General features: G+C 67.4%; 23 protein-coding genes. 12 read left to right on the top strand and 11 right to left on the bottom strand.

The window, feature by feature from the left end:
* The first annotated feature begins 221 nt into the window (after window positions 1-221).
* Together J2W23_RS27380 and J2W23_RS27375 are read left to right on the top strand one after the other, a co-directional pair.
* Entirely contained in the window at window positions 222-461 is a 240-nt protein-coding gene (locus J2W23_RS27380; protein WP_307650991.1) for a hypothetical protein, read from the top strand.
* Window positions 462-501: 40 nt separating this feature from the next.
* Complete coding sequence (locus J2W23_RS27375; RefSeq protein ID WP_307650990.1) at window positions 502-2,928, top strand: penicillin acylase family protein; 2,427 nt, start codon at window positions 502-504, stop codon at window positions 2,926-2,928.
* A 32-nt stretch (window positions 2,929-2,960) separates the two neighbouring features.
* On the opposite strand, the gene J2W23_RS27370 is transcribed toward J2W23_RS27375, so the two are convergent.
* Window positions 2,961-3,665, bottom strand: coding sequence for a glutathione S-transferase N-terminal domain-containing protein (locus tag J2W23_RS27370; protein WP_307650989.1), 705 nt, complete (start codon window positions 3,663-3,665; stop codon window positions 2,961-2,963).
* 66 nt (window positions 3,666-3,731) lie between these two features.
* Complete coding sequence (locus tag J2W23_RS27365) at window positions 3,732-4,568, bottom strand: phosphate/phosphite/phosphonate ABC transporter substrate-binding protein (protein WP_307650988.1); 837 nt, start codon at window positions 4,566-4,568, stop codon at window positions 3,732-3,734.
* A gap of 253 nt (window positions 4,569-4,821) precedes the next feature.
* Between J2W23_RS27365 and J2W23_RS27360 the strand changes: the two genes are divergently transcribed.
* The 4 genes from J2W23_RS27360 (at window position 4,822) to J2W23_RS27345 (ending at window position 10,374) form a co-directional block, all read left to right on the top strand.
* Complete coding sequence (locus tag J2W23_RS27360; protein WP_307650987.1) at window positions 4,822-6,141, top strand: MFS transporter; 1,320 nt, start codon at window positions 4,822-4,824, stop codon at window positions 6,139-6,141.
* Between the two features lie 64 nt (window positions 6,142-6,205).
* Window positions 6,206-7,651: an FAD-binding oxidoreductase gene (locus tag J2W23_RS27355; protein WP_307650986.1), complete on the top strand. Its 1,446-nt coding sequence runs from the start codon at window positions 6,206-6,208 to the stop codon at window positions 7,649-7,651.
* 3 nt (window positions 7,652-7,654) lie between these two features.
* Window positions 7,655-9,280 carry a tannase/feruloyl esterase family alpha/beta hydrolase gene (locus tag J2W23_RS27350; RefSeq protein ID WP_307650985.1) on the top strand — a complete coding sequence of 542 codons (1,626 nt, stop codon included), beginning with the start codon at window positions 7,655-7,657 and terminating at the stop codon, window positions 9,278-9,280.
* An 80-nt stretch (window positions 9,281-9,360) separates the two neighbouring features.
* Window positions 9,361-10,374: a LysR substrate-binding domain-containing protein gene (locus J2W23_RS27345; protein ID WP_176656174.1), complete on the top strand. Its 1,014-nt coding sequence runs from the start codon at window positions 9,361-9,363 to the stop codon at window positions 10,372-10,374.
* Here the strand turns inward: J2W23_RS27345 and J2W23_RS27340 are convergent.
* Both J2W23_RS27340 and J2W23_RS27335 read right to left on the bottom strand, forming a co-directional pair.
* The gene (locus J2W23_RS27340; protein WP_307650984.1) at window positions 10,359-11,975 is read right to left on the bottom strand and encodes a class I adenylate-forming enzyme family protein; all 1,617 of its coding nucleotides are present in this window, start codon (window positions 11,973-11,975) and stop codon (window positions 10,359-10,361) included. The two genes, J2W23_RS27345 and J2W23_RS27340, sit on opposite strands and share 16 nt — an antisense overlap.
* Window positions 11,976-12,128: 153 nt before the next feature.
* Complete coding sequence (locus J2W23_RS27335; protein ID WP_176656176.1) at window positions 12,129-12,968, bottom strand: hypothetical protein; 840 nt, start codon at window positions 12,966-12,968, stop codon at window positions 12,129-12,131.
* Window positions 12,969-13,167: 199 nt separating this feature from the next.
* Between J2W23_RS27335 and J2W23_RS27330 the strand changes: the two genes are divergently transcribed.
* Window positions 13,168-13,824, top strand: coding sequence for a DUF1345 domain-containing protein (locus J2W23_RS27330; protein ID WP_307650983.1), 657 nt, complete (start codon window positions 13,168-13,170; stop codon window positions 13,822-13,824).
* 9 nt (window positions 13,825-13,833) lie between these two features.
* On the opposite strand, the gene J2W23_RS27325 is transcribed toward J2W23_RS27330, so the two are convergent.
* The 3 genes from J2W23_RS27325 to J2W23_RS27315 all read right to left on the bottom strand — a co-directional run bounded on the left by J2W23_RS27325 (window position 13,834) and on the right by J2W23_RS27315 (window position 16,990).
* Window positions 13,834-14,766: a DMT family transporter gene (locus J2W23_RS27325; protein ID WP_307650982.1), complete on the bottom strand. Its 933-nt coding sequence runs from the start codon at window positions 14,764-14,766 to the stop codon at window positions 13,834-13,836.
* Window positions 14,767-14,890: 124 nt separating this feature from the next.
* Complete coding sequence (locus tag J2W23_RS27320; protein WP_176656179.1) at window positions 14,891-15,388, bottom strand: methylated-DNA--[protein]-cysteine S-methyltransferase; 498 nt, start codon at window positions 15,386-15,388, stop codon at window positions 14,891-14,893.
* A 6-nt stretch (window positions 15,389-15,394) separates the two neighbouring features.
* Window positions 15,395-16,990, bottom strand: a complete 1,596-nt coding sequence (locus tag J2W23_RS27315) for a DNA-3-methyladenine glycosylase 2 family protein (protein WP_307650981.1) — start codon at window positions 16,988-16,990, stop codon at window positions 15,395-15,397.
* 111 nt (window positions 16,991-17,101) lie between these two features.
* Here J2W23_RS27315 and J2W23_RS27310 point away from each other — a divergent pair, with 111 nt between their 5' ends.
* A complete protein-coding gene (locus J2W23_RS27310) occupies window positions 17,102-18,484 on the top strand; it encodes a phosphomannomutase/phosphoglucomutase (protein WP_307650980.1) in 1,383 nt (460 codons plus the stop codon).
* 5 nt (window positions 18,485-18,489) lie between these two features.
* On the top strand, window positions 18,490-19,869 hold the full coding sequence (locus tag J2W23_RS27305) for a 3-deoxy-D-manno-octulosonic acid transferase (RefSeq protein WP_176656182.1): 1,380 nt from the start codon (window positions 18,490-18,492) through the stop codon (window positions 19,867-19,869).
* Window positions 19,870-19,878: 9 nt separating this feature from the next.
* Here J2W23_RS27305 and J2W23_RS27300 read toward each other — a convergent pair whose 3' ends face one another.
* The 4 genes from J2W23_RS27300 to J2W23_RS27285 all read right to left on the bottom strand — a co-directional run bounded on the left by J2W23_RS27300 (window position 19,879) and on the right by J2W23_RS27285 (window position 23,245).
* Window positions 19,879-21,426: a TolC family outer membrane protein gene (locus J2W23_RS27300; RefSeq protein ID WP_307650979.1), complete on the bottom strand. Its 1,548-nt coding sequence runs from the start codon at window positions 21,424-21,426 to the stop codon at window positions 19,879-19,881.
* 22 nt (window positions 21,427-21,448) lie between these two features.
* Complete coding sequence (locus J2W23_RS27295; RefSeq protein ID WP_176656184.1) at window positions 21,449-21,784, bottom strand: rhodanese-like domain-containing protein; 336 nt, start codon at window positions 21,782-21,784, stop codon at window positions 21,449-21,451.
* A gap of 13 nt (window positions 21,785-21,797) precedes the next feature.
* Window positions 21,798-22,475 carry a protein-L-isoaspartate O-methyltransferase family protein gene (locus tag J2W23_RS27290; RefSeq protein WP_307650978.1) on the bottom strand — a complete coding sequence of 226 codons (678 nt, stop codon included), beginning with the start codon at window positions 22,473-22,475 and terminating at the stop codon, window positions 21,798-21,800.
* Window positions 22,476-22,567: 92 nt separating this feature from the next.
* Entirely contained in the window at window positions 22,568-23,245 is a 678-nt protein-coding gene (locus tag J2W23_RS27285) for a TetR/AcrR family transcriptional regulator (RefSeq protein WP_176656186.1), read from the bottom strand.
* Window positions 23,246-23,348: 103 nt separating this feature from the next.
* Here J2W23_RS27285 and msrA point away from each other — a divergent pair, with 103 nt between their 5' ends.
* From msrA to J2W23_RS27270, 3 genes are all read left to right on the top strand, one after another.
* A complete protein-coding gene (msrA, locus tag J2W23_RS27280) occupies window positions 23,349-23,900 on the top strand; it encodes a peptide-methionine (S)-S-oxide reductase MsrA (protein ID WP_307650977.1) in 552 nt (183 codons plus the stop codon).
* 16 nt (window positions 23,901-23,916) lie between these two features.
* On the top strand, window positions 23,917-24,312 hold the full coding sequence (locus J2W23_RS27275; protein WP_176656188.1) for a hypothetical protein: 396 nt from the start codon (window positions 23,917-23,919) through the stop codon (window positions 24,310-24,312).
* 78 nt (window positions 24,313-24,390) lie between these two features.
* Entirely contained in the window at window positions 24,391-26,523 is a 2,133-nt protein-coding gene (locus J2W23_RS27270) for a TonB-dependent receptor (RefSeq protein WP_307650976.1), read from the top strand.
* The last annotated feature ends 24 nt before the right edge of the window (window positions 26,524-26,547 follow it).

The raw sequence follows: 26,547 nt of genomic DNA, 5'->3' as shown, positions 1-26,547 counted from the left end.
GTCACCACGCCCGGCCCGCACCGGGCGCTGGGTGGCCGATGGCGCGACGACACGGATGTGCCCAAGCAGGGCGAGCGCCGAAGACCTTGCGCGGCCTCGCTTGCATCGTGTGCCACGTGAGTGCCAGCTTCTTCGGAACTCTCCGAAATGAACATATGCGAGGGTGCTGCGTCAATACGAAAGACAAAGCCAACCCCGGCACAGATTCAACGCAGTCGACGATGGCCACCAGAACTTCTGTTTCCGCAGCGACTGCCGTCGATACGGCCTGGACGCTCTTTTGCCAGTTTCACGACGTGCCCTCGCACGTTCACGCAGAACAACTTGTCCACTGGTTGGGCGAAGACCCCCGGCATGTGCGCGCATTCGACGAGGCACTCACCTTGTGGGCGCTCGCGGGCGCCGGCCTGGTCAAGCCCGCACTGGAGGAAGCGCGGCGCCGAGGCTCCGACCTGCAATAGCCGGTCGCGCACCGGCTCCCTACCGTTCAAGGAATACATGATGAAAACAACCGCCAGGCCAGGCGCCCGAGCGTTGGGCCGCTGCATCGCCGCCGTCGCTCTTGCCTGCACCTTCATCGGCACCGCGCCCGCATGGGCCCGGCGTGACGCACCGACTGCAGCGACGACGGCGACGGCATCGATCGAGATACGCCGCACCGGCGACGGCATTCCCCACATTCGCGCCAGCACCTGGCGAGGCCTTGGCATCGGCTACGGCCAGGTGCAAGCCGAGGACGCCTTATGCACGCTGGCCGATGCCTTCGTTACCTACAGCGGACAGCGGTCCCTGTACTTCGGTGCGGACAAGAAGCCCGCCACGCGCTCGACCTTCGGCACCCCTGTCAACCTCGATCTCGATTTCTTCTTCAAGGCTTTCGCCGGCCCCGATGCGGTCGAGGCGCTCAAGCGCGAGCAGCCGGCCGATCTCGACGAACTCATTGCCGGCTACGCGGAGGGCTACAACCGCCATGTGCGATCGCTCCAGAAGGGCGGCGGCAAGGGGGCGCGGCACGCTTGCGACGATGCGCCGTGGGTGCGGACCATCGAGCCGGACGATGTCTACCGGCGCATGATCGCCGCCGCGCTGGCAGGCGGGTACACCCACTTCGTCTCCGAGATCGTGAATGCGAAGCCTGCCGCGGCGGCTTCGCCCGCGCCGGCGGACAAGCTCTCGCTGTCGTCCCGGCTCGAGATTCCCGTGGGCGACGCGCGCGGCATCGGCAGCAATGTGCTGGCCTTCGGGCAGCAAGCAACAGGCGAGCGCGGCGGCAGTGTCCTGTTCGGCAACCCGCACTGGTACTGGGGCGGGCCGGACCGCTTCTACCAGGCGCACCTGACGCTGCCGGGAAAGATGAACGTGGCGGGCGTGTCCTTCCTCGGCATCCCGGTGATCATGATCGGCTTCAACAACGACGTCGCCTGGAGCCACACGGTGTCTGCGGCGCGGCGCTTCGGGCTGTTCGACCTGGTGCTGGACCCGGAGGACCCGACCCGCTACATGGTCGACGGCGTGTCCGAGCGCATGCAGGCCCAGCCGCTGACGGTGGAAGTGCGCCGGGCCGACGGGACCTTCGAGGCGGTTCAACGCACGCTCTACCGCACGCGTTTCGGGCCGGTGGTCGATCTGGGGGCGCGCAATCCGGCGCTCGGCTGGAGCGCCCGCAAAGCGTTCGCGATACGTGACGTCAACGCGAACAACGCGCGCATCTTTCCGAACTTCTTCCGCTGGGACCAGGCGCGTTCGCTCGACGAATTCATCCAGATCCAGAAGCAGGAGGCAGCGATGCCATGGGTCAACACCGCCGCCATCGGGCGGGGCGACGGCCGCGTCTGGTATGCCGACGTCGGTGCGGTGCCCGGCGTACCCAACGACCTGCGCGCAGCCTGCGCCACGCCGCTGTCCAAGGCCTTTGCCGCCTTCGATCCGGACACGCCCGTGCTCGACGGCAGCCGCGCGACATGCGAATGGCAAACCGTTCAGGCTTCGGTACAACCGGGTCGCATGCCCGTCGATCGTTTGCCGAGCATGCTGCGCGAGGACTACGTGGCCAACATGAACGACAGCTACTGGCTGACCAACCCGGCGCAGCCGTTGACGGGCTTCGCATCGATCCTTGGCGGCGAGGGCCGCGCGCTGAGCATGCGCGGAAGGGAAGGGCATCGCATTGCGCAAGAACTCGCGGGCTCGGGCGCAACCTCGTCCATGCAACTGGCGCAACGCATGATGCAGAAGACGGAGGAGGCTCGCTCCTATACCGCGGATCAGTTCAAGCAACCCCTGCTCGATGCGGCGTGCGCAGCGTCCGGCCAGGGCGCGCCGACGCCCGATGTGCAGCAGGCCTGTCAGGTGCTTCGCAACTGGTCGAACCGCGCTGGTGCGCAGGACCGCGGGGCACTGCTGTGGGATGCCTTCTGGACCCGGCTGCGGCAGATTCCGGCCAAGGAGCTCTATGCAAAGGCGTTCTCTGCGGAGGCGCCGCTGCAAACGCCGACTGGCATCAATGCGGCAGACCCGCGCGTGGCGAGCGCGCTCGCCGCTGCGGTCGACGACATGCGACAGAAGGGCCGGGCGCTGGACGCCCCGCTGGGCACGCTGCGCTTCGCCCGCAGCGAAGGCCGCGAGGTTCCGCTCTTCGGAGGCTGCGATGCCGAGGGCTACTTCAGCATCTCCTGCGCCAACGAGGGCGACTACACCATGGGCGATCGCTCCCACGGCAACACCTACCTCCAGGTCGTGTACTTCGACCGGCGCGGCGTGCAGGCCCGTACGCTGCTCGCGCACGGCGAGAAGGAAACCGCGGTGACGAACGGCAAGGGCCTTGCACCGGTGGCCCGCTACGCGAAGAAAGACTGGCTGCGCTTCCCGTTCCGCGAGGAAGACATCGCGCGCGATCCGGCGCTGGTGCGCCAGACGCTGCGGCCCTGAGTCCTGAATGCCGAGGAAGGGCCGCCGGGCGGTCAGCCCCGCTTGGGGATATTCAGGCCCTTCACGACCGCTGGCCGCGCCACGAACGCCTCGAGCACGCGCGCCACGTTCTTGAAGTCGCTGAACCCCACCAGGTCGCCCGCCTCATAGAAACCGATGAGGTTGCGGATCCAGGGGAACGAGGCGATGTCGGCAATCGTGTAGTCGTCGCCCATGATCCACGTGCGGTTCGCCAGGTGCTTGTCGAGCACGCCGAGCAGGCGCTTCGACTCGGCCACGTAGCGGTCGCGCGGGCGCTTGTCTTCGTAGTCCTTGCCGGCGAATTTGTTGAAGAAGCCGAGCTGGCCGAACATGGGCCCGATGCCGCCCATCTGGAACATCACCCACTGGATGGTTTCGTAGCGGCCCGCGGCATCCTTCGGGATGAACTTGCCGGTCTTCTCGGCGAGATAGATCAAGATTGCGCCCGATTCGAACAGCGCGAGCGGCCTGCCGCCGGGGCCGTCGGGATCGAGGATCGCCGGGATCTTGTTGTTCGGGTTGAGCGACAGGAACTCCGGCGACATCTGGTCCTGCGTCTCGAAGCTCACCAGGTGCGGTTCGTAGGCGAGGCCGGTCTCCTCCAGCAGGATCGACACCTTCACGCCGTTGGGCGTGGGCAGCGAATACAGCTGCAGGCGCTCAGGGTGCTGGGCGGGCCATTTCTTCGTGATGGGAAAGCTCGAGAGATCGGTCATGGGTGTTCCTGAAAAAGCGCAAGCGGGGGATTCTGCCCCCGCCCGTGGTTTTTCAGGTGCGGGGCGTCAGATGCCCAGCCAGCGCATCAGGTCCGCTTCCGAGTCGTTCGTGGCCGCAACGAAGCCCGTGTAGTTCGAGGCTGCGAGCGCGCGCTTGCCGGCATCGCTCTGGCTGAGGCCGAGCAGCGTTTCGCGCATCGTGGCCATGGTGGCGGCATCGGTCTTGGTGGATGCGAGCCACTGCTTGATCGGCACGCCGCGCGATTCCGCGCAGACCTTGCCGCCGCCGTCGGTCCAGGTCTTGATCACGCCGGCCGATGCGGTCGCGCCATACGCGGCAAAGCCGTTGGTCACGTAGAAGGGCACGGCTTCCTGAAAGCGCGTGTTGGTCACCTTGACTGCGGACTCCGCGACGCCGTGCTCGCGCAGCATCGCGCGCGTGATCACCGAGGTGATCGAGTCCACCTCGGGCAGCACCAGGCTCTTGCCGGCGACAGCCTTCCAGTCGGAGATGGGCTGCGCCTGCTTGCACAGGAAGGAGACCTTGTAGTCGGTGTAGCCCGCGGTGAAGGCCAGCGCCTTGTAGCTGCCCGACTTCACCGCCTCGAGCGCGACGTGCGCCGGGTGGATGAACACCAGGTCCACCTCTTTCTTCTTCAGCGCCTCGCGCGTCAGGTTGTACGAGATCAGCACCTTGATCGTCACCGGCTGCTTGAGCGCCTTGCTCAGGGCTTCGGCAATCGGCTCGAAGCGCGGCGCGATCTGCGCCTCGGTGACCTGGTAGCTCACGCCTTCGGTGACGCCGATCACGAGCGCATGGGCCGAAGCGCCGGCTGTGAGCAGCACCGCCGCGAGCCCGCGTGCGGCCATGCGAAGCGGCGAAGGGAGGGGGCGGAGTTCCATCGATTGCTTTCTTTCGGATTGCGGCCAGATTGTTACAACATGTTTGCGCCGATCATAGACAGCCGAAAGGGTGGCTGCCTCAGGGGTTAGTACTAAGGACAACAGTTTTGCGGCAAACGCGCAACGCCGGCAGGTATCTCGTTCGGAGATACGCAGGTCTTCAATCCATATGAATCTTGCGCGTTAACCCGCTGCGGCGAGGGCTCGCGCCGACGCGACCATCGTCGGCATTCCAAAGCGAGAGACAACACCCATGAGCACACCCGCAATGACACAACCCTACGGGGGCCGCTTCGACAGCACCTCCGACGCGGTCTACCGCAAGGTCAGCTGGCGCCTGATACCGCTGCTCTTCCTCTGCTACATCGTGGCCTACCTGGACCGCGTGAACGTCGGGTTCGCCAAGCTGCAGATGCAGGGCGACCTGCAGTTCAGCGAGGCGGTGTATGGCCTGGGTGCCGGCATTTTCTTCGTCGGCTATTTCCTCTTCGAGGTGCCGAGCAACGTGGTGCTGCACCGCGTAGGCGCGCGCCGCTGGATCGCGCGGATCATGGTCACCTGGGGGCTCCTCTCGGCAGCGACGATGTTCGTGAGTTCGCCGATATCGTTCTATGTGATCCGCTTCCTGCTCGGCGCGGCCGAGGCGGGCTTCTTCCCCGGGATCATCCTGTACCTCACCTACTGGTACCCGGCTGCGCGGCGCGGCAAGGCGACCTCGCTCTTCCTCGCGGCGATTCCGTTCGCGGGCATCCTCGGCGGGCCGATCTCGGGCTGGATATTGCAAGGCATGAGCGGCGTGCATGGCTGGGCCGGATGGCAGTGGCTCTTTCTCTTGCAGGGCCTGCCGACAGTGGCGCTGGGCGCGGTCGTGTGGCGCTACCTCGACGACCGCGTGAAAGACGCCCAATGGCTCACGCCGGCCGAGCGCGAACTCATCGCCCGCGACATCGCGGCAGAAGATGCGGGCAAGTCCGAAGCGAAGATCCTCACCGTTCTGGCCAATCCACGCGTCTGGCTCTTGGCGCTGGTGTACTTCTCGTTCGTCTCGGGGCTCTACGGCATCTCGTTCTGGCTGCCGAGCATCATCAAGGCGATCGGCGTGAAGGGCGCGCTCGACATCGGCCTCGTCAGCGCCATCCCGTGGGCCTTCGGCGTCGTCGCGATGTACCTGGTGGCGCGCAGTGCCGACCGCCGGCTCGAGTACCGCTGGCACAGCGCCATCGCGGCCGTGGTCGGTGCCGTGGGGCTGGTGCTGAGCGTGGCCTTCCACGGCAACGCGGTGTATGCGATGGCGGGGCTCACGCTCGCCACGATGGGCATCATGGCCACGCTGCCGATCTTCTGGGGCATGCCGACCGCGTTTCTCGGCGGTGCGGCGGCCGCGGCGGGCATCGCCTTCATCAACTCCTTCGGCAACCTCTCGGGCTTCAGCGCGCCTTTCATGATCGGCCTCATCAAGGACGCGACGCAGAGCACCGATGCGGGCCTGCACATGCTGGCCGCGCTGCTCGTCATCGGCGCGGTGCTCGTGCTCTTCGTCAAGCCGCAAGCCGCTTCACCGAAGAAGCGCTGAGGCGTTCCCCCGCACCGCGGCATTCGCTCGCGGTGCTTCTCCAGAGTTCAAGAAAGAAGACCCCATGGATGCGGTTGTGAGTTCCCCTGCGCGCGCGAAACGCCGCGCGCCATCGAGCGAGTTGATCGCGTTGCTGCAACGCCGTTTTGCCGAGCGCTGCTCGACCAGCCAGGCCGTGCTGCTGCAGCACGGCACCGACGAATCGGCCTACCTGCCTCAGCCACCCGATGTGGTCGTCTTCGTGCAGAGCACCGACGAGGTGGCCTTCGTCGTCAGGGCCTGTGCGCGGGAGCGCGTGCCGGTCATCGGCTTTGGGGTGGGCTCGTCGGTCGAGGGGCACCTGCTCGCGGTGGAGGGCGGCGTGTGCGTCGACTTCTCGCAGATGAACAAGGTGCTGGCCATCCGCCCTGGCGACCTGACGGCCACGGTCGAGGCCGGCGTGACGCGCGGCCAACTGAATGCGGCGCTGTCGGAGAGCGGCTTCTTCTTCTCGGTCGATCCGGGCGCGGACGCATCCATCGGCGGCATGGTGGCCACTGCCGCTTCGGGCACGAACACCGTGCGCTACGGCACGATGCGCGACAACCTCGTGAGCCTCACCGTGGTCACCGCCAACGGCGACGTGGTGCGCACCGCGTCGCAGGCGCGCAAGAGCTCGGCGGGCTACAACCTCACGCAGCTGTACTGCGGCTCCGAAGGCACGCTGGGCCTCATCACCGAAGCGACCGTGCGGCTGCACCCGCACCCCGAGGCCTACGCAGCGGCGGTGGTGCATTTCCCGACGGTGGCCGCGGCGGTCGATTGCGTGATCGAGTCGATCCAGATGGGCGTGCCGCTCGCGCGCGCCGAGATGCTGGATGCGCTCACGATTCGCGCCGTCAACGCGCACAGCCGCACTTCGCTCAGCGAGAACCCCACGCTGTTCCTGGAGTTCGGTGCGAGCAAGGCGCAGATCGACGAGCAGTCGGACATCGTCCGCGAGATCGCTGCCAGCCACGGCGGCGGCGAGTTCCAGTGGGCCAATCTGCAGGAAGAGCGCTCGCGCCTGTGGACGCCGCGCCATCACGCCTACTTCGCCTGCCTGCAGCTGAAGGCAGGCAGCCGCAGCCTGACCACCGATGCCTGCGTGCCGTTGTCCGCGCTCGCGCAATGCGTGGAAGAAACGCAGGCCGACATCGCAGAGCACGGACTGCTCGCGCCCGTGTTCGGCCATGTGGGCGACGGCAATTTCCATTGCCTCGTGCTGGTCGACCCGAACAACGTGCAAGAAAACGAAGCCGCCGAAGCCTTCAGCCATCGGCTCGTGCAGCGCGCGCTGCGCCACGGCGGCACATCGACCGGCGAGCACGGCGTGGGCCTTCACAAGATGCAGTACCTCGTCGAGGAACACGGCGTGCACACCGTCGGGCTGATGCGCGCGATCAAGCAGGCGCTGGACCCGCACGACATCTTCAACCCCGGAAAGATCATCGGCCCGGCCGAGTCTTTTCCTCTTCACCAGGAGACATAAAAAATGAAAGCCAGGCACACGCTGGTCTCGATCGCGGTTGTTGTGTTTGCGGCCGGTTGCGGCGGAGGCGGGGCCAACGGGGGCTTCTCGCCGCTGCCGCTTCCGGCCGCTCCTCCTGCACAGCCGCCCGCTGCGCCGCCACCGCCGGCCGCATCGCTTGCCGAGAAGTGTCCCGCGCTCAAGGGGCGGGCGCTGGCCGCGGGCGCTGTCGTCATCGACGATGCGAAGGTCGTCGCCGCGAAGACGCCGCAGCCCGAATACTGCGTGGTGACCGCGAGCTTCAAGGGCTCGACGCTGCGTTTCGAGGCGCGGCTGCCGACCTCGGGCTGGAATGGCAAGCTCGCCTTCATTGGTGGCGGCGGCTTCGACGGCCAGATGCCCACGGCCACCGCCGCGCAGTTCAGCGAATCGATCCTCACCGAGCGTTATGCGACGGTCGGCACCAACGGCGGCTACGACTACCCGGGCGCCACCGATCTCAACTACTTCAAGGGCGAGTTCGCACTCGATCCGGTCAAACTCCTCGACTTCACGCAGCAGTCCGAGCATCGCGCGCTGCCCCCGGGCAAGGAGGTGATCGCACAGTTCTTCGGCACCGCACCGACGCGCAGCTACTTCGAAGGCTGCTCGATGGGCGGGCACGACGCGATGATGCAGGCCCAGCGCTTTCCCGAAGACTTCGACGGCATCGTGGCGCGCGCGCCGGCCGGCAACATCATGGGCCTCTTCATGCAGTTCAACCGCATCGCCAGGCAGGTGCGCGTGCCCGCCAACGCATTGAATCCGGCCAAGCAGACGCTGCTGGCCAACGCGGTGCTCGCGCAGTGCGACGGGCTCGACGGCGTGGCGGACGGCATCATCTCCAGGCCCGCGGCTTGCACCTTCGACGCGACGGCGCTGCGCTGCGCGGGCGGTGCGGACACTGGCGACAGCTGCCTGTCCGATGCGCAGATCGCCACCGTGAAGACCATCACCTCGCCGGTCGCGACATCGGACGGTGCGTGGTCGCACACGGGCTACAACTTCGGCGCGGAGAACTCGCCCAAGGGCTGGGGTGAATACATCTGGCCGCAGGCGGCGTTCGGCGGTGCGTCGGTACAGGGGCTTTTCTCCGATGGCTTCGTGCGCTCGTTCATCACGCGCGATGCAGCCTTCGACACCGCGACCTGGAACCCCGACCAGTGGCTCACGCGCATGGGCATCGTCGGCGGCATGTTCAGCGCGGCCGACCCGGACCTCGGGCGCCTGCATGCGCGCGGCGCGAAACTGATCATGTGGAACGGCACCAACGACACCTCGGTGAGCGCGCGGGACAACGCGCGCTACTACGAGCAGGTCGTCGGCACCCTGGGCGCGCAGAAGGCGGACGAGACGGTCGAGCTTTTCCTGGCGCCCGGCGTGGGCCACTGCTACGGCGGCGCGGGACCCGACAAGGTCGACCTGCTGAAGGCGATGTCCACCTGGGTGGAGCAGGGCGTGCCCGTCTCGGCGCAGAAGCTGGTGCACCGCAAGGTCGATGCGGCGGGCGCCACCACGATGGCGCGCCCGATGTGCAAGTACCCGGCGTATCCGCGCTACAAGGGCACGGGCGATGCGAACGATGCGGCGAGCTTCGATTGCGTGAACTGACGAGCGCCTCACCGAGATCACGGTCCTAGAATGACCGCCCGCCCGTTGCACCCCTGCAGCCGGCGGCCGGAGACACGCCGATGGAGTTGCGCCAGTTCAAGTATTTCGTCGCCATCGTGGATTGCGGCAGCCTCTCTCGCGCGGCGCAGCAGCTCTTCGTGGCGCAGTCGGCACTCAGCAAGCAGATGGCCGAGCTCGAAGGCGAACTGGGCACGCCGCTGCTGCTGCGCAGCCGCAACGGCGTGACGGTGACCGAGGCGGGCAAGGTGTTCTACGAATACGCGCAGGGCATCACCAAGCAGGTCGGCGATGCCAAGGCCGCGGTGCACGTGGCGGCCGATTCGGTGGTGGGTTCGGTGGTGGCGGCGCTGCCGCAGAGCGTGTCGCCGATGATCGCGCTGCCGTTGATGCGCGCGGCCGCGCGGCGCTACCCGGACGTGGTGTTCCACCTCAACGAGGAACTCACCGGCAACATGGCCGACCAGTTGCTGCGCGGCCGTGTCGACGTGGCGATCTTCTCGCCCACCATGCCCGTGGAAGACATCGCCTTCACGCCGCTGGTGGAAGAGGATTTCGTTTTTCTCGAATCGCCGCAGGACCCGCATGCACTGCCGCCGGGCGATGTGAGCATCGCGCAAGCCACGGCGCGTCCGCTGGTGTGGCCTGCCAATGCGCATGGTCATTGCACACGCTGGCTGGTGGATGCGGTGCTCGAGGCGGCGGGCCAGCCGCCGGCGCGCGTGGCGGCGGAAATCAACTCGGTCTACACGCTGAAGGCGGCGGTCGAAGCGGGGCTCGGCGCAACCATCATGCCGCTCGGCCTCGCGCAGCGCGAGGTGCGAGAAGACCGCCTGAGGGCGCACCGGATCGATTCGCCTGCGATGTTTCGCACGCTCGGGCTGTGCGTGTCGGTGCACCTGCCCACGACGAATGCGAAGCGTGCGATCTGCAACTTGATCGGCGACGTGATCCGCGACCTCTGCACCAGCGGGCAATGGGAAGGCACGCGGCTCGCCGCACCCGCCGGCAAGGCGAGAAAGGAAGTGCGCGCCTCTGCGCCGCGATCGCCCGCACCGCCTCAACCGCGCCGATAGTGATCCTGGTGCGCCTGGCGCAGCTCGAACTTCTGGATCTTTCCGGTCGACGTCATCGGCAGCGCGGGCAGGAAGACGATTTCCTTGGGCACCTCGAAACCGCCGAGGTGTTCCCGGCAGTGCGTGGCGAGGTCCGCGGCCGTGAGTTCCGCCGGCGCATCGGGCCGACGCGTGACGAAGGCGGTGATGGCCTCGCCCCAATGGTCGTGCGGCAATCCGACCACCGCCGCATTGAGCACGGCGGGGTGTCGCAACAGCACCTCCTCGACCTTGAGCGACGGCACGTTCTCGCCGCCCGACTTCACCATGTCCTTCAGCCGGTCGAGGAAGATCAACTGGCCGTCGTCGTCGAGCTTGCCCAGGTCGCCAGAGTGGTGCCAGCCGAAGCGCTGCGCATTCGCCGTCGCCTCGGGGTCCTTGTAGTAGCCGAGCATCACATTGGGACCGCGAAAGACGATTTCACCGACCTGGTTCGCACCGAGCAGTTCGCCGCCGTCGCTCATCACCGCGACCTCGTTCACCAGCGTGCCCACGCCCCAATAGGAGCCGAAGCGCTGTCGCTGCTCCTGCACCTCGAAGATGGTGGCACCGGGGTACATCTCGGTCTGGCCGGAGACCAGCGCGAAGTTCGGGCAGAACCCGTCGAGCAGACGCAGCAGCAGCGTGCGTGACATCGGCGCCATCGCATAGACGCACAGGCGCAGGCTCGACAGGTCGCGCGCCGTGCGCTGCGGATGCGCGAGCAATGCGCCGTACATCATCGGCAGACCGACCACGACGGTGATGCGGTGGCGCTCGATGGCCTCGAGCACCGCGGCCGGATCGAAGCCGCGAAAGATGACGAGCGCGCCGCCGACCGCGAGCGCCGACATCAGCACCGTGTGCTGGCCGCAATGAAAAAGCGGCAGCACGCTGCTCCACACATCGCAGCGCTCTGGGCTGCTGCCCCATTCGACCATGTTGCTCAGCAGCACCGAGTGCACCGAGGCATGCGAGTGCATCACGCCTTTCTGCCGGCCGGTGGTGCCGCTCGTATACATGATGAGCGCAAGCTGCGTGCTGTCGATGTCCACGTCGGGCAGCGCGGCGGCGCCTTTCGAGATTGCTTCCGGCACGGTGGAAATTCCCGCAGGCGGTGCATCGCCATCGAGCACGCAGAGCATCGGTGCGACGCCTTTGTCTTGCAGCAGATCGCGCAGCGCGGGCTTGGCGTGCAGGGCCGTGTCGATCACGATGTGGCGTATCTCCGCATGCGAGAGGATGTAGCCGATGGCATCGACCGCAAGCGCGGTGTTGATCGGCACCCACACCATTCCGGCCTTCTGGATGCCGAGCATCGCGACCACCATCTGGATCGAGTTGTTGCACAACATGCCCACGCGCTCCCCGCTCAAAAGGCCGAGGCCCAGCAGGTGGTGTGCGAAGCGGTTCGATGCGGCGTCGAGCTCACTGTAGGTCATGCGGTGCGCCCCGTCGATCAACGCGGTGCGCGCGCCGAAGCGACGCGCGGAACGGTGGATCACATCGCCCAAGGCGATGCGCGAGATGCGTGCAATCGAGGGGGATGGCAGGGGCGTGAGCGCGGGGCGGACTGCGGGCATGGCTTCGTGTCTCCGGTCTTCGGTCGGTCGTTGATCGATCTCGCGGCCAGAGGCTAAAGCTCGCGCGGCGCCGCGTCTTGCGAAGAGTGGCTACACAAAAAAGCCCGCCGAAGCGGGCCGTCTGCCGATTCATGACCCGGGCTCGACTGCGCGTCAGAAGCGCGCCTTCAGGAACGCCGAAGGCCCTTGCAGGCGCACCTTGAGCCGCGAGTCGGCCGTGCTGCCGTCGCGGGTCAGGTCGATGTTGGTCACGCCATACGAGACCACGAGGCCCACGTTCTTCACCGGAAACCACTCGACGCCGGCCGATGCGTTGTAGATGTTGCCGTGGAAGCGGCCGCTGCTCTTCCATACGCCCGAGGCGTCGGCGAACAGGCGCAGGTCGGGCGTGATGGCATGGCGCACGCCCAGCTCCAGCAGCGGCGCGATCGCGTTGTCGCTCGAACTCTCGTTCAGCGTGCCGACCTGTCCGTTCACCGCCGCGAATGCAGTGACGCCCAGCGTTGCGCGGTAGTAGGCCGCGCCGGCACCCAGGCCGAACACCGTGTTGCCCGAGCCGAGCCACCACTTGTACGAGAGCTTGGCGAAGTCGAGCTTGGTGTTGAGGTTCGCGTTGCCGAGGGTGCTCAGTGTGCCGAACGGGCCGAACGAGGTGTTGTTGCCGAACTGGCCGCCGTAGTCGCGCTTGTACTGGTAGTAGTCGAAGGAAATGCCATGGCTGTCGCCAAGCAGCAGGTCGGCAGTGATGCGGGGCATCGTCACACGGCCGGGCTTGATGTCGCCCGTCTGCAGCGTTCCGTAGGGTGTGGCCACCGAGGCATTGAGCTTCGGGTCGGCACTGAAGCCGCCCACCGAAAGACTGAACCGGTCCAGTGCCGGCGATGGGTCGGCCAGCGCGGGTGCGGTGGCGAAGAGAAAACCCGAACCCACCAGCGCACCGAGGGCGCCGAATCTGAATGTCCAGTCGAGCGGACGGGAGCGAAGCGAGAGCATGAGGATCCTTGACGAGAAAGATGAAGGTCCCGGGCACATTGCGTGGCGCAGCGGTCATCGTCTGCGCGTGATGCCTCGGGGCCAGACTCCCTTGAACCAGCGGTACCTTAGTGATGCGACGCAGCGCGTCGGATGCGTGGAATGCGGCTCTTCTTGTAGGAATTTCTTGATGGCGCGGAGGGCGGCGCTACAGTGCCGCATGCGCAAACATCTCTCCACGACCACGGGCCCGCAGCGTCTTCTCTATGGCACGGTGGTCGGTGTCGCCGTGGCGCTGGCACCGTGGCCGTTCGGCGGCATGGCGCGCGGGCTGGCGGGTTGGTGCGCCGGGGTGCTGGTGTACCAGTTGCTGACCTGGTGGCTGATCGAGACCTTCGACGCGCGGCGCACGCGCGAGCGGGCACAGTCGCTGGACCAGCCCAACCTGATGATCCTGGTGTCGATGCTGGTGGTGGTGGCCGTGAGCGTGGTCGCCATTGCGATGCTGCTGCAGCAGGTCAAGCAACTGACTGGCTGGGAGCGCGCGGGCCACGTCGTGCTTGGCGTGGTGGCGCTGGTCGGCTCGTGGCTGATGATGCACACGATCTACGCCTTTCACTACGCGCACCGCTACTACATCGACCAGAAGGGCGGCTCGCCCGATGGCGGGCTCGACTTTCCGGGCAAGGACGACGCCCCGGACTACTTCGACTTTCTCTATTACTCGTACGTGATCGGCATGACCTCGCAGGTGTCCGACGTGCAGGCTACATCGCGCGAGATGCGGCGCATCACGCTGGTCCACAGCGTGCTGGCCTTTGCATTCAACATGCTGGTGCTGGCCTTGTCAGTCAACGTGGTGGCCGGCGCTATCTGAGCGCCAGCGTCAGGCCGTCTTTGGTTTGGGGCCGAGCCTGACCACGCCGGTGGAGAGCGCCACGCCGCACACGATCACCACAGCAGAAACCAGCATCCACTGCGTGATGCTTTCACCCAGAAACACCGCGCCGTAGAAGAGCGCGAACACCGGCACCAGGAAGGTCACGGTCAGTGCGCGGGCCGGGCCGGCGCGTTCGATCAGGCGAAAGAACAGGATGTACGCCACGCCCGTGCAGGCGATGCCCAGCGCCACCAGCGCGAGCCATGCGCGCAGGCTCGGCATCTGCGCGGGCCAGAGCCAGATGGCCGGCAGCGCGAGGAAGAGCGTGGCGCCCAGTTGGCTGCCCGTCGCGGTGGCCAGCGGCGGCACGCCGCCCAGGTAGCGGCGGGTGGCGCTGGCCGAGATGCCGTAGCACAGGCACGCCCCGAGGCAGGCGATCACCGCCCATAGCGCGGCATTGCTGCTCGCGCCGGCGTGCAGGCCGGCGCTGCGGCTCGCGAGCATCGCAACACCGGTAAAGCCGATGACCAGGCCGACGATGCGCGAGCCGCTCGGCCGCTCGCGGAACCACGCCCACGCGACCAGCGCGCCGAACATCGGCACGGTGGCGTTGATGACGGCGGCGAGGCCGGAGTTGATGGTCAGGAGCGCAAAGCAGAAGAGCGCGAACGGCATCCCCGAGTTGAAGACGCCGACGCCGAAGGTGGCCTTCCAGTGCGTGGCGATGGCCGGCCCCTGACCGCGCACGAGCGCGATCGGCAGCAGGAACAGCGCGGCGATGGCCACCCGCACCGCGGCCGTCGGCAGCGCACCGAACTCGGCCGCGCCGATGCGCATGAAGAGAAAGGACGCGCCCCAGAGCGCACCGAGCAATACCAGGTCGATGAGCCAGGGCTTGGCGGTGCCGGCGGCAATGTTGTTCTGCGTTGTAGTGGTCATGATCTCTGTTGTTCCGGTGCCCCTTCCGGAAACACCGAGGAACCGGCTTTGCCGGGCCTCAGGTGTTGCCCCCGGCAGGGGGTTGGCGAAGCGACACGAAGTGCGCGCAGCCTGGGGGCGAGCCTTACCTCGCGCCTTCCAGTTCCAGGAGCGCGGTCTTGCGGTGAAGCCCGCCAGCGTAACCGGTCAGCGAACCGTCGGAGCCCAGCACGCGGTGGCAGGGAACGATCACGCTGATCGGGTTGCGCCCCACGGCCGCGCCCACCGCGCGCACCGCGGCCGGGTTGCCCACATGAACGCTGAGCGCGCCGTAGGTCATCGTCTTGCCCGCGGGAATCGCGAGCAGCGCCTGCCACACGCTCTGCTGGAACGCGGTGCCGTGCGACAGGTCCAGCGGCATGTCGAAATCGTTGCGCTTGCCCGCGAAGTAGTCGCGCAGCTGCGTGCCGGCTTCGACGAGCGCGGGATGGTCGTCTTTCGCGATCCAACCCGTGGTGTCGGGCCAGTGGCGCTGCTGGTCGAACCAGACGCCGGCCAGGCCCTGGTCGGTGGCCGCCATCGTGATGCCGCCCAGCGGCGTGTCGATGTGCGAGGTGTAGATGGTCTTGCTCTTGAACTTCATGACATTTCAGGCTGCGACGCCTGCCGTTGTGATGTTGGAAGAATCCGCTGCCGCGTTTGGGGCGACCGAGGGAGGCGAGGGCGCGTGCCAAGCCCGCAGCACCGCATAGCTGCGCCAGGGGCGCCATGCCTGCGACGCCTCGCTGGCCGCGCGCGCGGTGGTCACGCCCAGTGCCTTCTGCAGCGCGACATCGCCGGCCGGGAAGGCATCGGGCCAGCGCAGCGCGCGCATCGCGATGTACTGCGCGGTCCATGCGCCGATGCCGGGCAGTTCCTGCAGCGCGGCGATGGTTGCGGGCACGTCGGCGCCCGCATGCAGCGCCAGCTTGCCGGCCGCCACTTCGCCTGCGATGGCCTGCAGGGCAGCCTGGCGTTGCCGCACGATGCCGAGCTGCCCCAGCACATCGCCGCTCGCCGCCGCCAGTGCCGCGGGTGTTGGAAACAATTTGTCCAGGCCGTCGATGGGCGTGGCGATGGGTTCGCCGAACGCCTCGACCAGCCGCGAGCCCAGCGTGCGCGCCGCAGCCACCGTGATCTGCTGGCCCAGCACCGCGCGCACTGCAAGCTCGAAGCCGTCGACCGTGCCGGGCACGCGCAACCCGTCGCCGTGCGGAAAGGCCGCATGCAGCGCCGCGTTGATCGCCATCGGTTCGGCATCGAGATCGAGCATGGCGCGAGCCCGGCTGATCACGATCGGCAGCACCGCGGCGAGCGAATCGCTGACCGACAGCAGCATCTGCTCGCGTTCGATGTCGAAGCGCAACTGCAGCCAGCCGGCGTGGGCCTGTCCGCCTTGCTGCACGCGCAACGTGCGGGCAAGGCGCACATAGGCCGGCGTGCTGCCCTTGGCGGGCGTTTTGCCGTCGGCCGTCGTCGCCACCTCGACACCCCGCAGGGCGCGGCGTGCGAAGAAGCCGAGCATCGCGTTCACGTCGTAGGGCGGGCGAAAGCCCAGCCGCACCTCGATCGCCTTGCCTTCGCCGCCCTGGGTGCCGCCCGCGCGCCGCAATGCGCTCGGGTTGAGGCCGTAGTGCTCGACGAAGGCGGCATTGAAGCGGCGCACGCTGGCAAAACCGCTGGCCAGCGCCACCTGGGTCATCGGCAGGCGCGTGTCGGCGATCAGCTGCTTGGCGGCCAGGAGGCGGCGCGTCTGCAGGTATTGAAGGGGGGAGACGCCGAATTGCGCCTCGAAGATGCGCCGCAGATGCCGGTCGCTCACGCCCAGGCGCGCTGCGATCTGCGCCGCGCCGGGGCCGTTGTCGTCGCCGTGGGTCCATGCATCGGGCTCGTCGATCAGCCGTGCCGCCTGCAGCGCGAGGATGCGCGAGGAGTCTTCGGTCGACCAGCTGGCTGCGCGCGGCGCCAGTTCGGGCCGGCAGCGCAGGCAGGGGCGGAAGCCCTCGGCCTCGGCCTGCGCCGCGTGCACGAAGAACCGGCAGTTCTCGCGCCGCGGCAGCTTGACGCGGCAGACCGGCCGGCAATAGATGCCGGTGGAGGTCACGGCGGTGAAGAACGATCCGTCGAAGCGCGCATCGTGCGTCTTCATCGCCAGGTAGCAGGCGTCGCTCTCGAGCGCTTCAGAGGGGGCGTGAGGGGTAGGCATGGGCAAATGATACGGTTTCATCCCGTTTCGACTGGCCGTTTTCGGACATGTGGGCAGGCGGGGCGTTGCCTACAATGCCCCGTTCCAAAAACCCATCGGGAAACGCCTTTCATGCAACTCAGCGCGTCGATCTTCAAGGCCTATGACATCCGCGGCGTCGTGCCCGTCACCCTCGATGCAGAGGTGGCCGAAGCGCTTGGCCGCGCATTCGGCAGCGCTGCCCGCGCCGCCGGCGAGAAGACGGTGGCCGTGGGGCGCGACGGACGCCTGTCGGGCCCCGCACTGGCCGAGGCGCTGATCAAGGGCCTGGTGGCCACCGGCATCGAGGTGATCGACGTGGGCGCGGTGACCACGCCCATGCTCTATTTCGCAGCCCACACGCTGTGCACGAGCGGCATCCAGGTCACCGGCAGCCACAACCCCAAGGACTACAACGGTTTCAAGATGGTGCTGGCCGGCCGCGCGATCTACGGCGACGAGATCCAGGGCCTGCGAAAGACCATGGAAGACGGCACCGCGAAGCTGGCCCCCGGCGGCAGCGTGCGCAAGGTCGACGTGACCGAGGCCTACACGCAGCGCATTGCCGGCGACATCAAGCTGGCACGCCCGATGAAGATCGTGGTCGATTCGGGCAACGGCATCGCGGGTGCCACGGCCCCCGCCATCTTCCGTGCCATCGGCTGCGAAGTGGTCGAGCTCTTCAGCGAAGTCGATGGCGACTTCCCCAATCACCACCCCGACCCCAGCAAGCTAGAGAACCTCAAGGACCTGATGGCCGAACTGGCCAAGGGCGAAGCCGAACTGGGCCTGGCCTTCGACGGCGACGGCGACCGCCTGGGCATCGTCACCAAGGACGGCCAGAACATCTTTCCCGACCGCCAGATGCAGCTCTTTGCGCAAGACGTGCTCTCCCGCGTGCCGGGCGGCACCATCGTCTACGACGTGAAGTGCTCGCAGCGCCTCGCGCCCGCCATCGAGGCCGCGGGCGGCAAGCCGATGATCTACAAGACCGGCCACTCGCTCATCAAGGCGAAGATGAAGGAAATCGATTCGCCGCTGGGCGGCGAGATGAGCGGCCACATCTTCTTCAAGGAACGCTGGTTCGGCTTCGACGACGGCACTTATGCCGGCTGCCGCCTGCTCGAAATCCTGAGCAAGAGCCCGGACGCGAGCGATGTGCTCAACGCGCTGCCCACCAGCTTCTCGACGCCCGAACTCAACGTGGCCTGCGCCGAGGGCGAGCCGCACGCGGTGGTCGACATGCTGGTCAAGAGCGCCACCTTTGCCGCCCCCGCCAAGGTCTCGACCATCGACGGCCTCCGCGTGGACTGGCCCGATGGCTTCGGGCTGATCCGCGCTTCCAACACCACCCCCGTGCTGGTGCTGCGCTTCGAAGGCCAGACCGATGCTGCGCTCCAGCGCATCCAGGCCGAAATGCTCGCGCTGCTGCGCACCGCCAAACCCGACGCCAAGCTGGCCGAAGCCTCTCACTGACATCTGTGCGTTCCCTGCTGCTGCGCCTGTACGGCGCCTTCACCACCGTCGTGCAACCGCTGGTGCGCCGCAAGTTGCGGCGCCGGGCGGAGGCCGAGCCGGGCTATGCCGTGGCCGTCGAGGAGCGCTTCGGCCACTACGACGAATCCATCACCGGCGAGGCCCAGTGCTGGGTGCATGCGGTGTCGCTCGGCGAAACGCGCGCGGCCGCGATCCTCATCGCCGAGTTGCGGCGGCAGTACCCGGGTATTCCGATCCTGCTCACCCACGGCACCGCCACCGGCCGCGAAGAGGGCGCCAAGCTGCTCGAGCCCGGCGACACGCAGGTCTGGCAGCCCTGGGACACGCCGGGCGCCGTCGCGCGCTTCCTGGACCGCTTCAAGCCGCGCATCGGCGTGCTGATGGAAACCGAGGTCTGGCCCGAGATGGCCGCTGCCTGCGCCGAGCGCCGCATTCCGCTGGTGCTGGCCAATGCGCGGCTCAACGAGAAGTCGCTGGCCGCCGCTGAGCGTCTCGGCTGGCTCGCGCGGCCCGCGTACTCGGCCCTCGCGGCCGTGTGGGCGCAGACCGAAGCCGATGCGCACCGGCTGGTGTCCCTTGGCGCCAAGGTGGCCGGCATCTACGGCAACCTCAAGTTCGATGCGACGCCCGACGCGCGGCAACTGACTGCCGCGACCTCGCTGCGCGAGCGCCTGCCCAAGCCCATGGTCGTGCTCGCGAGTTCGCGCGACGGCGAGGAGCGGCTGCTGCTCGAGGTGCTCAAGCGTTTCGGAGCGACCTCGCCGGTGCCGCCCGAGCAGGGCGCGATCCGCTCGATCGCCAAGCGCGTGCACGACGTGCAATGGATGATCGTGCCGCGCCATCCGCAGCGTTTCGACGAAGTGGCGGCGCTGATCGAATCGCAGGGTTTCGCCGTTGCACGCCGCAGTGCCGCGGGCCAGCCGAGGGATGCGGAGATTTGGCTCGGCGATTCGCTCGGCGAGATGGCGCTGTACTACGGCCTGGCCGACGTGGCGCTGCTGGGCGGCAGCTTCGAGCCGCTGGGCGGGCAGAACCTCATCGAGCCGGCCGCCTGCGGCTGCCCGGTGGTGATGGGCCCGTCGACCTTCAACTTCGCCGAGGCGGCGCAGCTGTCGCTGGCCGCGGGTGCTTCGCTGCGCGTCGAGGGCATGGAGCAGGCGGTGACGGCGGCGCTGAAGCTGGTCGAGAACCCCGAGCGCCGTGCAGCGATGGCGCAGGCGGCGCTGGCGTTCTCGTCGTCGAACCGCGGGGCTGCTGAACGCACGGCGGCTGCGGTGCTGGCGATTGCGCAGGCTGCGGAGCCTGTGGCGGCGGTGGAAGGCGTGCCGCTGGAAGAGACCAGGGCGGAGCCTACGCTCGACTGACCGCCAAGGTCAGCGCACAGGCGGATTCACGATCACCGGCGGCACGGGAGCCGAAGGCATCGTCGGCGGCGTCGGGTTGAACGGCTGCACCGGCACCGGTGGCACCACCGGAATGCTGGGCGGCGTCACCGTCGTCGAAGAGGGCACAGGCGAACGATCCGGCGTTGTCGTGACCGACGGCACGGCCGGCGTGCTCCCATTGCTCGCCAGCGTCGCATTGATCGCATTCATGTCCGCGGTCGTCAGCGTGCCGTTGGCCTGGCGCAGCTTCAGGTTGCCCAGCAGCACGTTGTAGCGCGCCTGCGCGAGGTCGCGCTTGGTCTGGAACAGCTGGCTCTGCGAGTTGAGCACGTCGATGTTGATGCGCACGCCCACCTGGTAGCCGAGCTTGTTGGCGTCCAGCGCGCTCTGGCTCGAGGCCTCGGCCGCTTCCAGCGCCTTGACCTGGCCCGCACCCGATACGAGGCCGAGATACGCCGCGCGCGTGGCCTGGGCCACGCTGCGCCGGGTGCCGTCGAGCACGCTGCGCGATTGGTCTTCGAGCGCCAGCGTTTCCTTGATGCGGTTCTCGGTCGCGAAACCGGCGAAGAGCGGCAGGTTGAACGTGACGCCGACCGTGGCGGCGTTGACACGCGTGCCCACGGTGCTGGTGCTGGTGCCGGTCGGGTTGCGCGTGACGTTGTAGCCCAGGCTGGCGTCGAGCGTGGGCTTGTGGCCGGCCTGCGCTTTCTGCACTTCGAGCCCGGCCACGTCCAGACCGAGGCGCGCCTGCTGGATCGCGGGATGCACCTCGTCGGCCTGCGCGACCCAGGCGTTGATGTCCGCAGGCTGGGCGGTGGGCAGCACGACCGGCACAGCCAGCGGCACCGGCACGCTGCCGGGGCGGCCGACGAGCTGGTCGAGCACGATCTTCTTGACCTGCAGGTCGTTCTCGGCGGCGATTTCCTGCGCGATCACCAGGTCGTAGCGAGCCTGCGCCTCGCGCGAGTCGGTGATCGTGGAGGTGCCGACTTCGAAATTGCGCTTGGCCGACGCAAGCTGCTCGGCCACGGCGACCTTCTGCGCGCGCACCAGCGCCAGGCTGTCCTGGCTCGCGAGCACGTCGAAGTACGCCTGGCTCACGCGCACGATCAGGTCCTGCTCGGCGGTGGTGAGCACCGCCAATGCAATCTCCGTCTGGCGCTTGCCCTGCTCGTAGGTGGCCCAGTTGGCGGGACGATAGAGCGGCTGCGTGGCGTTGATGCCGACGTTCTGCGTGTTGAAGTCGCGCGAAGCGCTGGCGCCGCGGCTGGTGCCCGTGAGGGTGTCGATGTCGAGGTTGCTGCGGTTCACGCCGGCCGTGAGCCCGACGGCCGGCAGGATGCCGGCCTTGGCCTGCGCGGCGCGCGCGACGTTCGCGTCGTACTGCGCCCGGGCGCCCTGGTACGTGGCGTCGTAGCCGCGGGCGGATTCATAGAGTTCGTTCAGTGTCTGGCCTTGGGCCGGCAGTGCAAGCAGGGTCGTGATAACGCTGGCGAGTGCTGCGGAAAGTGGCAGAAGCCGGGGCCGTGGAGGCATTGAACGTCCTTGAGGGAAAGAATCAGTAGCGCGGGACCGAGGGGTCGTGCGACGACCAGGCGTCGATGCCGCCCGCCACGTTGGCGAGCTGGTCAAAGCCGTTCTGGTTCAAAAACGCGGCCACGCGCTGGCTGCGCGCGCCGTGATGGCAGAGACATGCGATGCGCTGGCCTTCGCCCAACTCGGCGAGGCGGCCAGGGATCTCGTTCATCGGGATCGCCACCAGCGTGAAGCCCGCGGGCGCGACGCTCGCCGTCTGCAGCTCCCACGGTTCGCGCACGTCGAGCAGCACCGGGGCGGCATCGGCGTCCTGTGCGAACCAGGCGGCAAGGTCGGCGGGGCGGACTTGGTCGATCATTGGTGCGGCCCGCTCAGAACGAGAAGCGCGAGGGCTCGGGGAAATTCAGGAGGCGCGGTGCCACGGTGTCCCAGGGCTGGATCGTGTCCCACTTGCTTTCGCTGGTGCGGGTGACGAAGTGGGCGCGCATCATCGGCTCCTCGCCCACGATGGCCGCGAGGCGACCGCCGACCTTGAGCGAACCCAAGAGGTTCTGCGGGATGCGGGCGACGGAGCCGCTCAGCACGATCACGTCGAAGCTCGGGCCGCTGGGCAGGGGCACGGAACCGTCGGCATGGCGCACTTCGACGTTGCTCACACCGTTCTGGCGCAGCGTCTCGGCGGCGCGGGCGGCCAGCACGGGGTTGATCTCAAGAGACAGCACCTGGGCGGCGCGGGCACCGAGCAGGGCGGCCATGAAGCCCGAACCGGTACCGATTTCGAGCACCGACTCATGTTTCTGCACTTTCAGGTCGTGCAGCGTGCGCGCCTCGACCTTGGGCGACAGCATGATTTCGCCGGGTACGGAACCGTCGAGCAGCGGCAGTTCCATGTCGAAGAAGGAGAGCGTGCGGTGGGCTTCCGGCACGTAGTCCTCGCGGTGGATGGTGGCCAGCAGGTCGAGGATGTCCATGTCCAGCACATCCCAGGGGCGGATCTGCTGTTCGATCATGTTGAAGCGCAAGCGCTCGAGGGTGGGGGTGGGGTTCATGGCGTGGCTTTCCTTGTGGGCTCAGGACAAACCTTCAATTTTAGGTGGCCCGGATGACGCCAGCGGCTCGCTCGGCCATACAAAAGTCTTCTTCATGCCTTGTCTCCGGGGCGCACGCTGAGCCCGTAGAGCACGGTTTCGGCCTGGGTGGCGAGGAATTTCTCGGGGTCCAGGGCGCTTTCGCCGTCGACGCAGACCATGGCCGAATGCTTCCAGAGCATCAGGAAGACCATGGGCGCGATCACCGAATAGATCGCATGGTCGATGTCGACCGGTGCGAATTCGCCGCGGTCGATGCCGCGCTGCAGGATGCGCCGCAGCAGGTCATGGCCGGGGCGCACCACCTGCTGGCGGTAGAACTCCGCCAATTCGGGAAAATTGCCGCCTTCGCTCATCATGAGCTTGGTCAGGCCCGAGGCCTTGGTCATGCCCACGCGCTCCCACCACACGTTCATGCAGTAGCGCAGCATCTCGGCGGTGGTGCCTTCGAAGGCCTCGAATTCGGCGTTCCACTCGGTGAAGCGGCCACCCAGGCTTTCCATGATCACGGCCTTGAACAGCTCTTCCTTGCTCGGGAAATACAGGAAGAGCGTGCCCTTGGAAACGCCGGCGCGCGCCGCCACTTCTTCGGAGCGGGTGGCGGCAAAGCCTTTTTCCACGAACAGGTCGAGCGCGGCCGCGAGCAGTTCGCCGGGGCGCGCCTCTTTCCGGCGTTCGCGCTTGGCGCGGACCGGGCAGAACTTGTCGACAAGGGAGCGGGGGGAGGACATGTGGGTTAATGACTCGCGGGTTAGTAATGTAGTGACCGGCATCCGTCACGTCAAGCCGCGACAATATCGGGTTCGCCGATTCCCAACCTGCCGGAGCAGTGCCATGTCTTCTTCACCGTCACCCACCGAAACCATCGTGATCGGCGGAGGCTGCTTCTGGTGCACCGAAGCGGTTTTCGACCGCGTGCAGGGCGTACTCGACGTGGAATCGGGTTATTGCAACGGTCAGGTCGTCAACCCGACCTACGAGCAGGTCTGCACCGGCCGCACCGGCCATGCCGAGGTCGTGAAACTCGAATTCGATCCCGCCCAGATCAGCCTGCGAGAGATCCTGGAGATCTTTTTCGTCGTGCATGACCCGACAACGCTCAACCGCCAGGGCAATGACGTCGGCACCCAGTACCGCAGCGGCATCTACTACACGAACGACGCGCAGAAGCAGGTCGCCGAAGACGTCATCCGCGAGATCGAGGCCAGCAAGACCTACAGCGCACCGGTCGTGACCGAGGTGGCGCCGCTCGCCAACTACTCGACCGCCGAGGCCTACCACCAGGACTACTTCCTGAACAACCCGAACCAGGGCTACTGCGCGTTCGTCGTCGGCCCCAAGGTCGAGAAGTTCCAGAAGACCTTCGCCTCGCGCGTCAAGGCCTGACCCCCCTTCCTTTTCCGTGCAGTTCGCCGCCCGCCAATCCCCTCGCTTCTCGACCCGCGCGCTCCTCGCCGTGCTGGCGATCGCGCTGTGGTTCGCGGGCACGCTGGGCGTGATGCACCGCTCGCTGCACGTGCCCGGCCTGCCGGCCGCGGCAGCCACGGCCCAGGCGGCGCATGCCGACAAAGGCGCCCATGTCCACGCGGGCCACGGCGTGGTCAGCCTCTTCGGCGACCACACCGACGCCGAGTGCCGGCTGTACGACCAGCTCTCGCACGGATCGAGCGTCCCCGGCGTGCCGCTGGTGGTGCTGCCGGTGCTGCTGCCCTCGGCCACTTTCGCGTATCTGCAGGGCGAAGCCATCGCCCGCTGGGTTGCGCTGTTCGACGCGCGCGGCCCGCCTTCCACTCGCTGAATCCCCCCGTGTTCCGGTTGCTGCGCCTGCCTCGTGCGGGTGACGGCGTGCCGTCCATTGATTCAACGAGTGCCCACCATGATTCCCAATTTCCGTCGCAGCGCCATCGGCGTCGCCGTTCTCTCGCTCGCCTTCGCCAGCGCGTCCCACGCCCAGACCCAGACCCAGACCCAGCCGCAGACCGAGGCATCCCAGCAGGTCGCCCAGGCCCAGTCCGCCGATGGCCCCAGCCTGCCCGCCATCACCGTCACCGGCAATCCGCTCGGTGCCAACGATCTGATCGCGCCGACCGTCACGCTCTCGGGCGACAAGCTCCTGCTGCGTTCCGACTCGACGCTCGGCGAAACGCTCAACAACCTGCCCGGCGTGAGCAGCAGCTATTTCGGCCCCAACGCGAGCCGCCCGATCATCCGCGGGCAGGACGGCGACCGCATCCGCATCCTGCAGAACGGCGGCGGCGCGCCCGACGCCTCGGCGTTGAGCTACGACCACGCGGTGCCGGTGGACGCGCTGGTCACCGACCGCATCGAGGTGCTGCGCGGCCCCTCGGCGCTGCAGTACGGCGGCAGCGCCGTGGGCGGCGTGGTCAACGTGATCGACAACCGCATCCCGACCGAGCCCATCAACGGCTTCGGTGGCCGCGCCGACCTGGGCTTTTCCACCGGCAACAAGGAAAAGAGCGGCGGCGTGGTGCTTGAAGGCGGCAACGACCGCTTTGCGCTGCATGTGGACGCCTTCAACCGCGACTCGAAAGACGTCTCGGTGCCCATCGATCTGAACTGCGAGAAGCCCGGCTCGCCATGGCGCGCCCGCAAGATCTGCAACTCGGCCAACGAGGCGAACGGCGGCGCGGTCGGCGGCACGCTGTTCTTCGACCAGGGCTGGATCGGCGCCTCCGCCAGCACCTACCGCAGCAACTACGGCACCGTGGCCGAGGACGACGTGACCATCCGCATGAAGTCCGACCGCTATGCGCTCGAAGGCGAGTGGCGACCGGGCGGCATCATCAGCAGCATCCATGCGAAGGTGAGCCACACCAACTACCGCCACACCGAGTTCGAAGGGCCCGAAGCCGGCACCACGTTCTCGAACATGAGCAACGACCTGCGCATCGAGGCGCGCCACCAGAAGATCGGCAACTTCGAAGGCCTCGTCGGCTTCAGCAGCGAGACCAACCGCTTCGCCGCCGACGGCGAGGAGGCCTTTGCGCCGCACAGCCGCACGCGCTCCAATGCGCTCTTCCTCTATGAAGAGTACGGCACCTCGTGGGGCAAGCTGAGCTTCGGCGCGCGCACCGAGAAGGTCCGCATCCGCTCGCTGGGCTATCCGGACGATCCGTCGGTCACCCGCTTCGCGATCGGCGAGCGCACCTTCAATCCGCACAGCGCGGCGTTCGGTGCGCTGGTCAACCTCACGCCGCAGTGGCAGCTGACCTCGAACCTCGCCTACACCGAGCGCGCGCCGAAGGACTACGAACTGCTCGCCAACGGCCCGCACGTGGCCACGGCCGCGTGGGAAGTGGGCGACCCGAACCTGAAGAAGGAAAAGTCGACCGGTTTCGACCTCGGCGCTCAATGGAAGTCCGGGCCCGACACGGCCCGCGTGAACGCCTACGTCACCCGCTTCAGCAACTACATCGGCCTCACCGCATCGGGCCGCACGCTCGACGAAGAAGGCCAGGTGGTGACCGATCCGGCCGCGACCGACACGCTGGCCGAGTACCTCTACAGCGGCGTGCGCGCGCGCTTCACCGGCATCGAGGCGAGCGGCAACCTGCGCCTCTTGGGTAACGACGGTTTCGCGCCGATGCCCGATGCCTCGACGCTCGATCTCGAATGGCGCGGCGACGTCGTGCGCGCGAAGAACCTGGACACCGGCGAGCCGCTGCCGCGCATCGCGCCGTTCCGCGCGGGTGCGACGCTGGTCTACGGCAACGGCCCGTGGAGCGCGCGCCTGGGCTTCGACTACAACGCCGCACAGCGCCATGTGCCGAGCGTCGGTGCACGCGAGACCGACGCCTACACGCTGTGGAATGCCGCGATTTCCTATCGCATGAAGGTGCAGCGCGCGAACCTTACCTGGTATGCGCGCGTGGACAACATCACGAACAAGCTGGCCTACAGCCCGACGTCGATCCTCACGACGACGGTGTATCCGAACGCGCCGTTGCCGGGGCGTTCGCTGAAGGTCGGGTTGCGCGTGACGTTCTGACGCCGCTCGCTCCCTCTCCTCCGG

Origin of the sequence: Variovorax boronicumulans (assembly GCF_030812215.1) — a bacterium.
GTDB classification, from domain to species: domain Bacteria; phylum Pseudomonadota; class Gammaproteobacteria; order Burkholderiales; family Burkholderiaceae_C; genus Variovorax; species Variovorax boronicumulans_C.
The sequence above is the reverse complement of the archived record's forward strand: the minus strand, read 5'-3'. Positions and strand labels throughout refer to the sequence as shown.

Coding starts and splice junctions, on each gene's coding strand:
- J2W23_RS27380 (WP_307650991.1), top strand. CDS start 222: ATGGCCACCAGAACTTCTGTTTCCGCAGCGACTGCCGTCGATACGGCC.
- J2W23_RS27375 (WP_307650990.1), top strand. CDS start 502: ATGAAAACAACCGCCAGGCCAGGCGCCCGAGCGTTGGGCCGCTGCATC.
- J2W23_RS27370 (WP_307650989.1), bottom strand. CDS start 3,665: ATGACCGATCTCTCGAGCTTTCCCATCACGAAGAAATGGCCCGCCCAG.
- J2W23_RS27365 (WP_307650988.1), bottom strand. CDS start 4,568: ATGGAACTCCGCCCCCTCCCTTCGCCGCTTCGCATGGCCGCACGCGGG.
- J2W23_RS27360 (WP_307650987.1), top strand. CDS start 4,822: ATGAGCACACCCGCAATGACACAACCCTACGGGGGCCGCTTCGACAGC.
- J2W23_RS27355 (WP_307650986.1), top strand. CDS start 6,206: ATGGATGCGGTTGTGAGTTCCCCTGCGCGCGCGAAACGCCGCGCGCCA.
- J2W23_RS27350 (WP_307650985.1), top strand. CDS start 7,655: ATGAAAGCCAGGCACACGCTGGTCTCGATCGCGGTTGTTGTGTTTGCG.
- J2W23_RS27345 (WP_176656174.1), top strand. CDS start 9,361: ATGGAGTTGCGCCAGTTCAAGTATTTCGTCGCCATCGTGGATTGCGGC.
- J2W23_RS27340 (WP_307650984.1), bottom strand. CDS start 11,975: ATGCCCGCAGTCCGCCCCGCGCTCACGCCCCTGCCATCCCCCTCGATT.
- J2W23_RS27335 (WP_176656176.1), bottom strand. CDS start 12,968: ATGCTCTCGCTTCGCTCCCGTCCGCTCGACTGGACATTCAGATTCGGC.
- J2W23_RS27330 (WP_307650983.1), top strand. CDS start 13,168: ATGCGCAAACATCTCTCCACGACCACGGGCCCGCAGCGTCTTCTCTAT.
- J2W23_RS27325 (WP_307650982.1), bottom strand. CDS start 14,766: ATGACCACTACAACGCAGAACAACATTGCCGCCGGCACCGCCAAGCCC.
- J2W23_RS27320 (WP_176656179.1), bottom strand. CDS start 15,388: ATGAAGTTCAAGAGCAAGACCATCTACACCTCGCACATCGACACGCCG.
- J2W23_RS27315 (WP_307650981.1), bottom strand. CDS start 16,990: ATGCCTACCCCTCACGCCCCCTCTGAAGCGCTCGAGAGCGACGCCTGC.
- J2W23_RS27310 (WP_307650980.1), top strand. CDS start 17,102: ATGCAACTCAGCGCGTCGATCTTCAAGGCCTATGACATCCGCGGCGTC.
- J2W23_RS27300 (WP_307650979.1), bottom strand. CDS start 21,426: ATGCCTCCACGGCCCCGGCTTCTGCCACTTTCCGCAGCACTCGCCAGC.
- J2W23_RS27295 (WP_176656184.1), bottom strand. CDS start 21,784: ATGATCGACCAAGTCCGCCCCGCCGACCTTGCCGCCTGGTTCGCACAG.
- J2W23_RS27290 (WP_307650978.1), bottom strand. CDS start 22,475: ATGAACCCCACCCCCACCCTCGAGCGCTTGCGCTTCAACATGATCGAA.
- J2W23_RS27285 (WP_176656186.1), bottom strand. CDS start 23,245: ATGTCCTCCCCCCGCTCCCTTGTCGACAAGTTCTGCCCGGTCCGCGCC.
- msrA (WP_307650977.1), top strand. CDS start 23,349: ATGTCTTCTTCACCGTCACCCACCGAAACCATCGTGATCGGCGGAGGC.
- J2W23_RS27270 (WP_307650976.1), top strand. CDS start 24,391: ATGATTCCCAATTTCCGTCGCAGCGCCATCGGCGTCGCCGTTCTCTCG.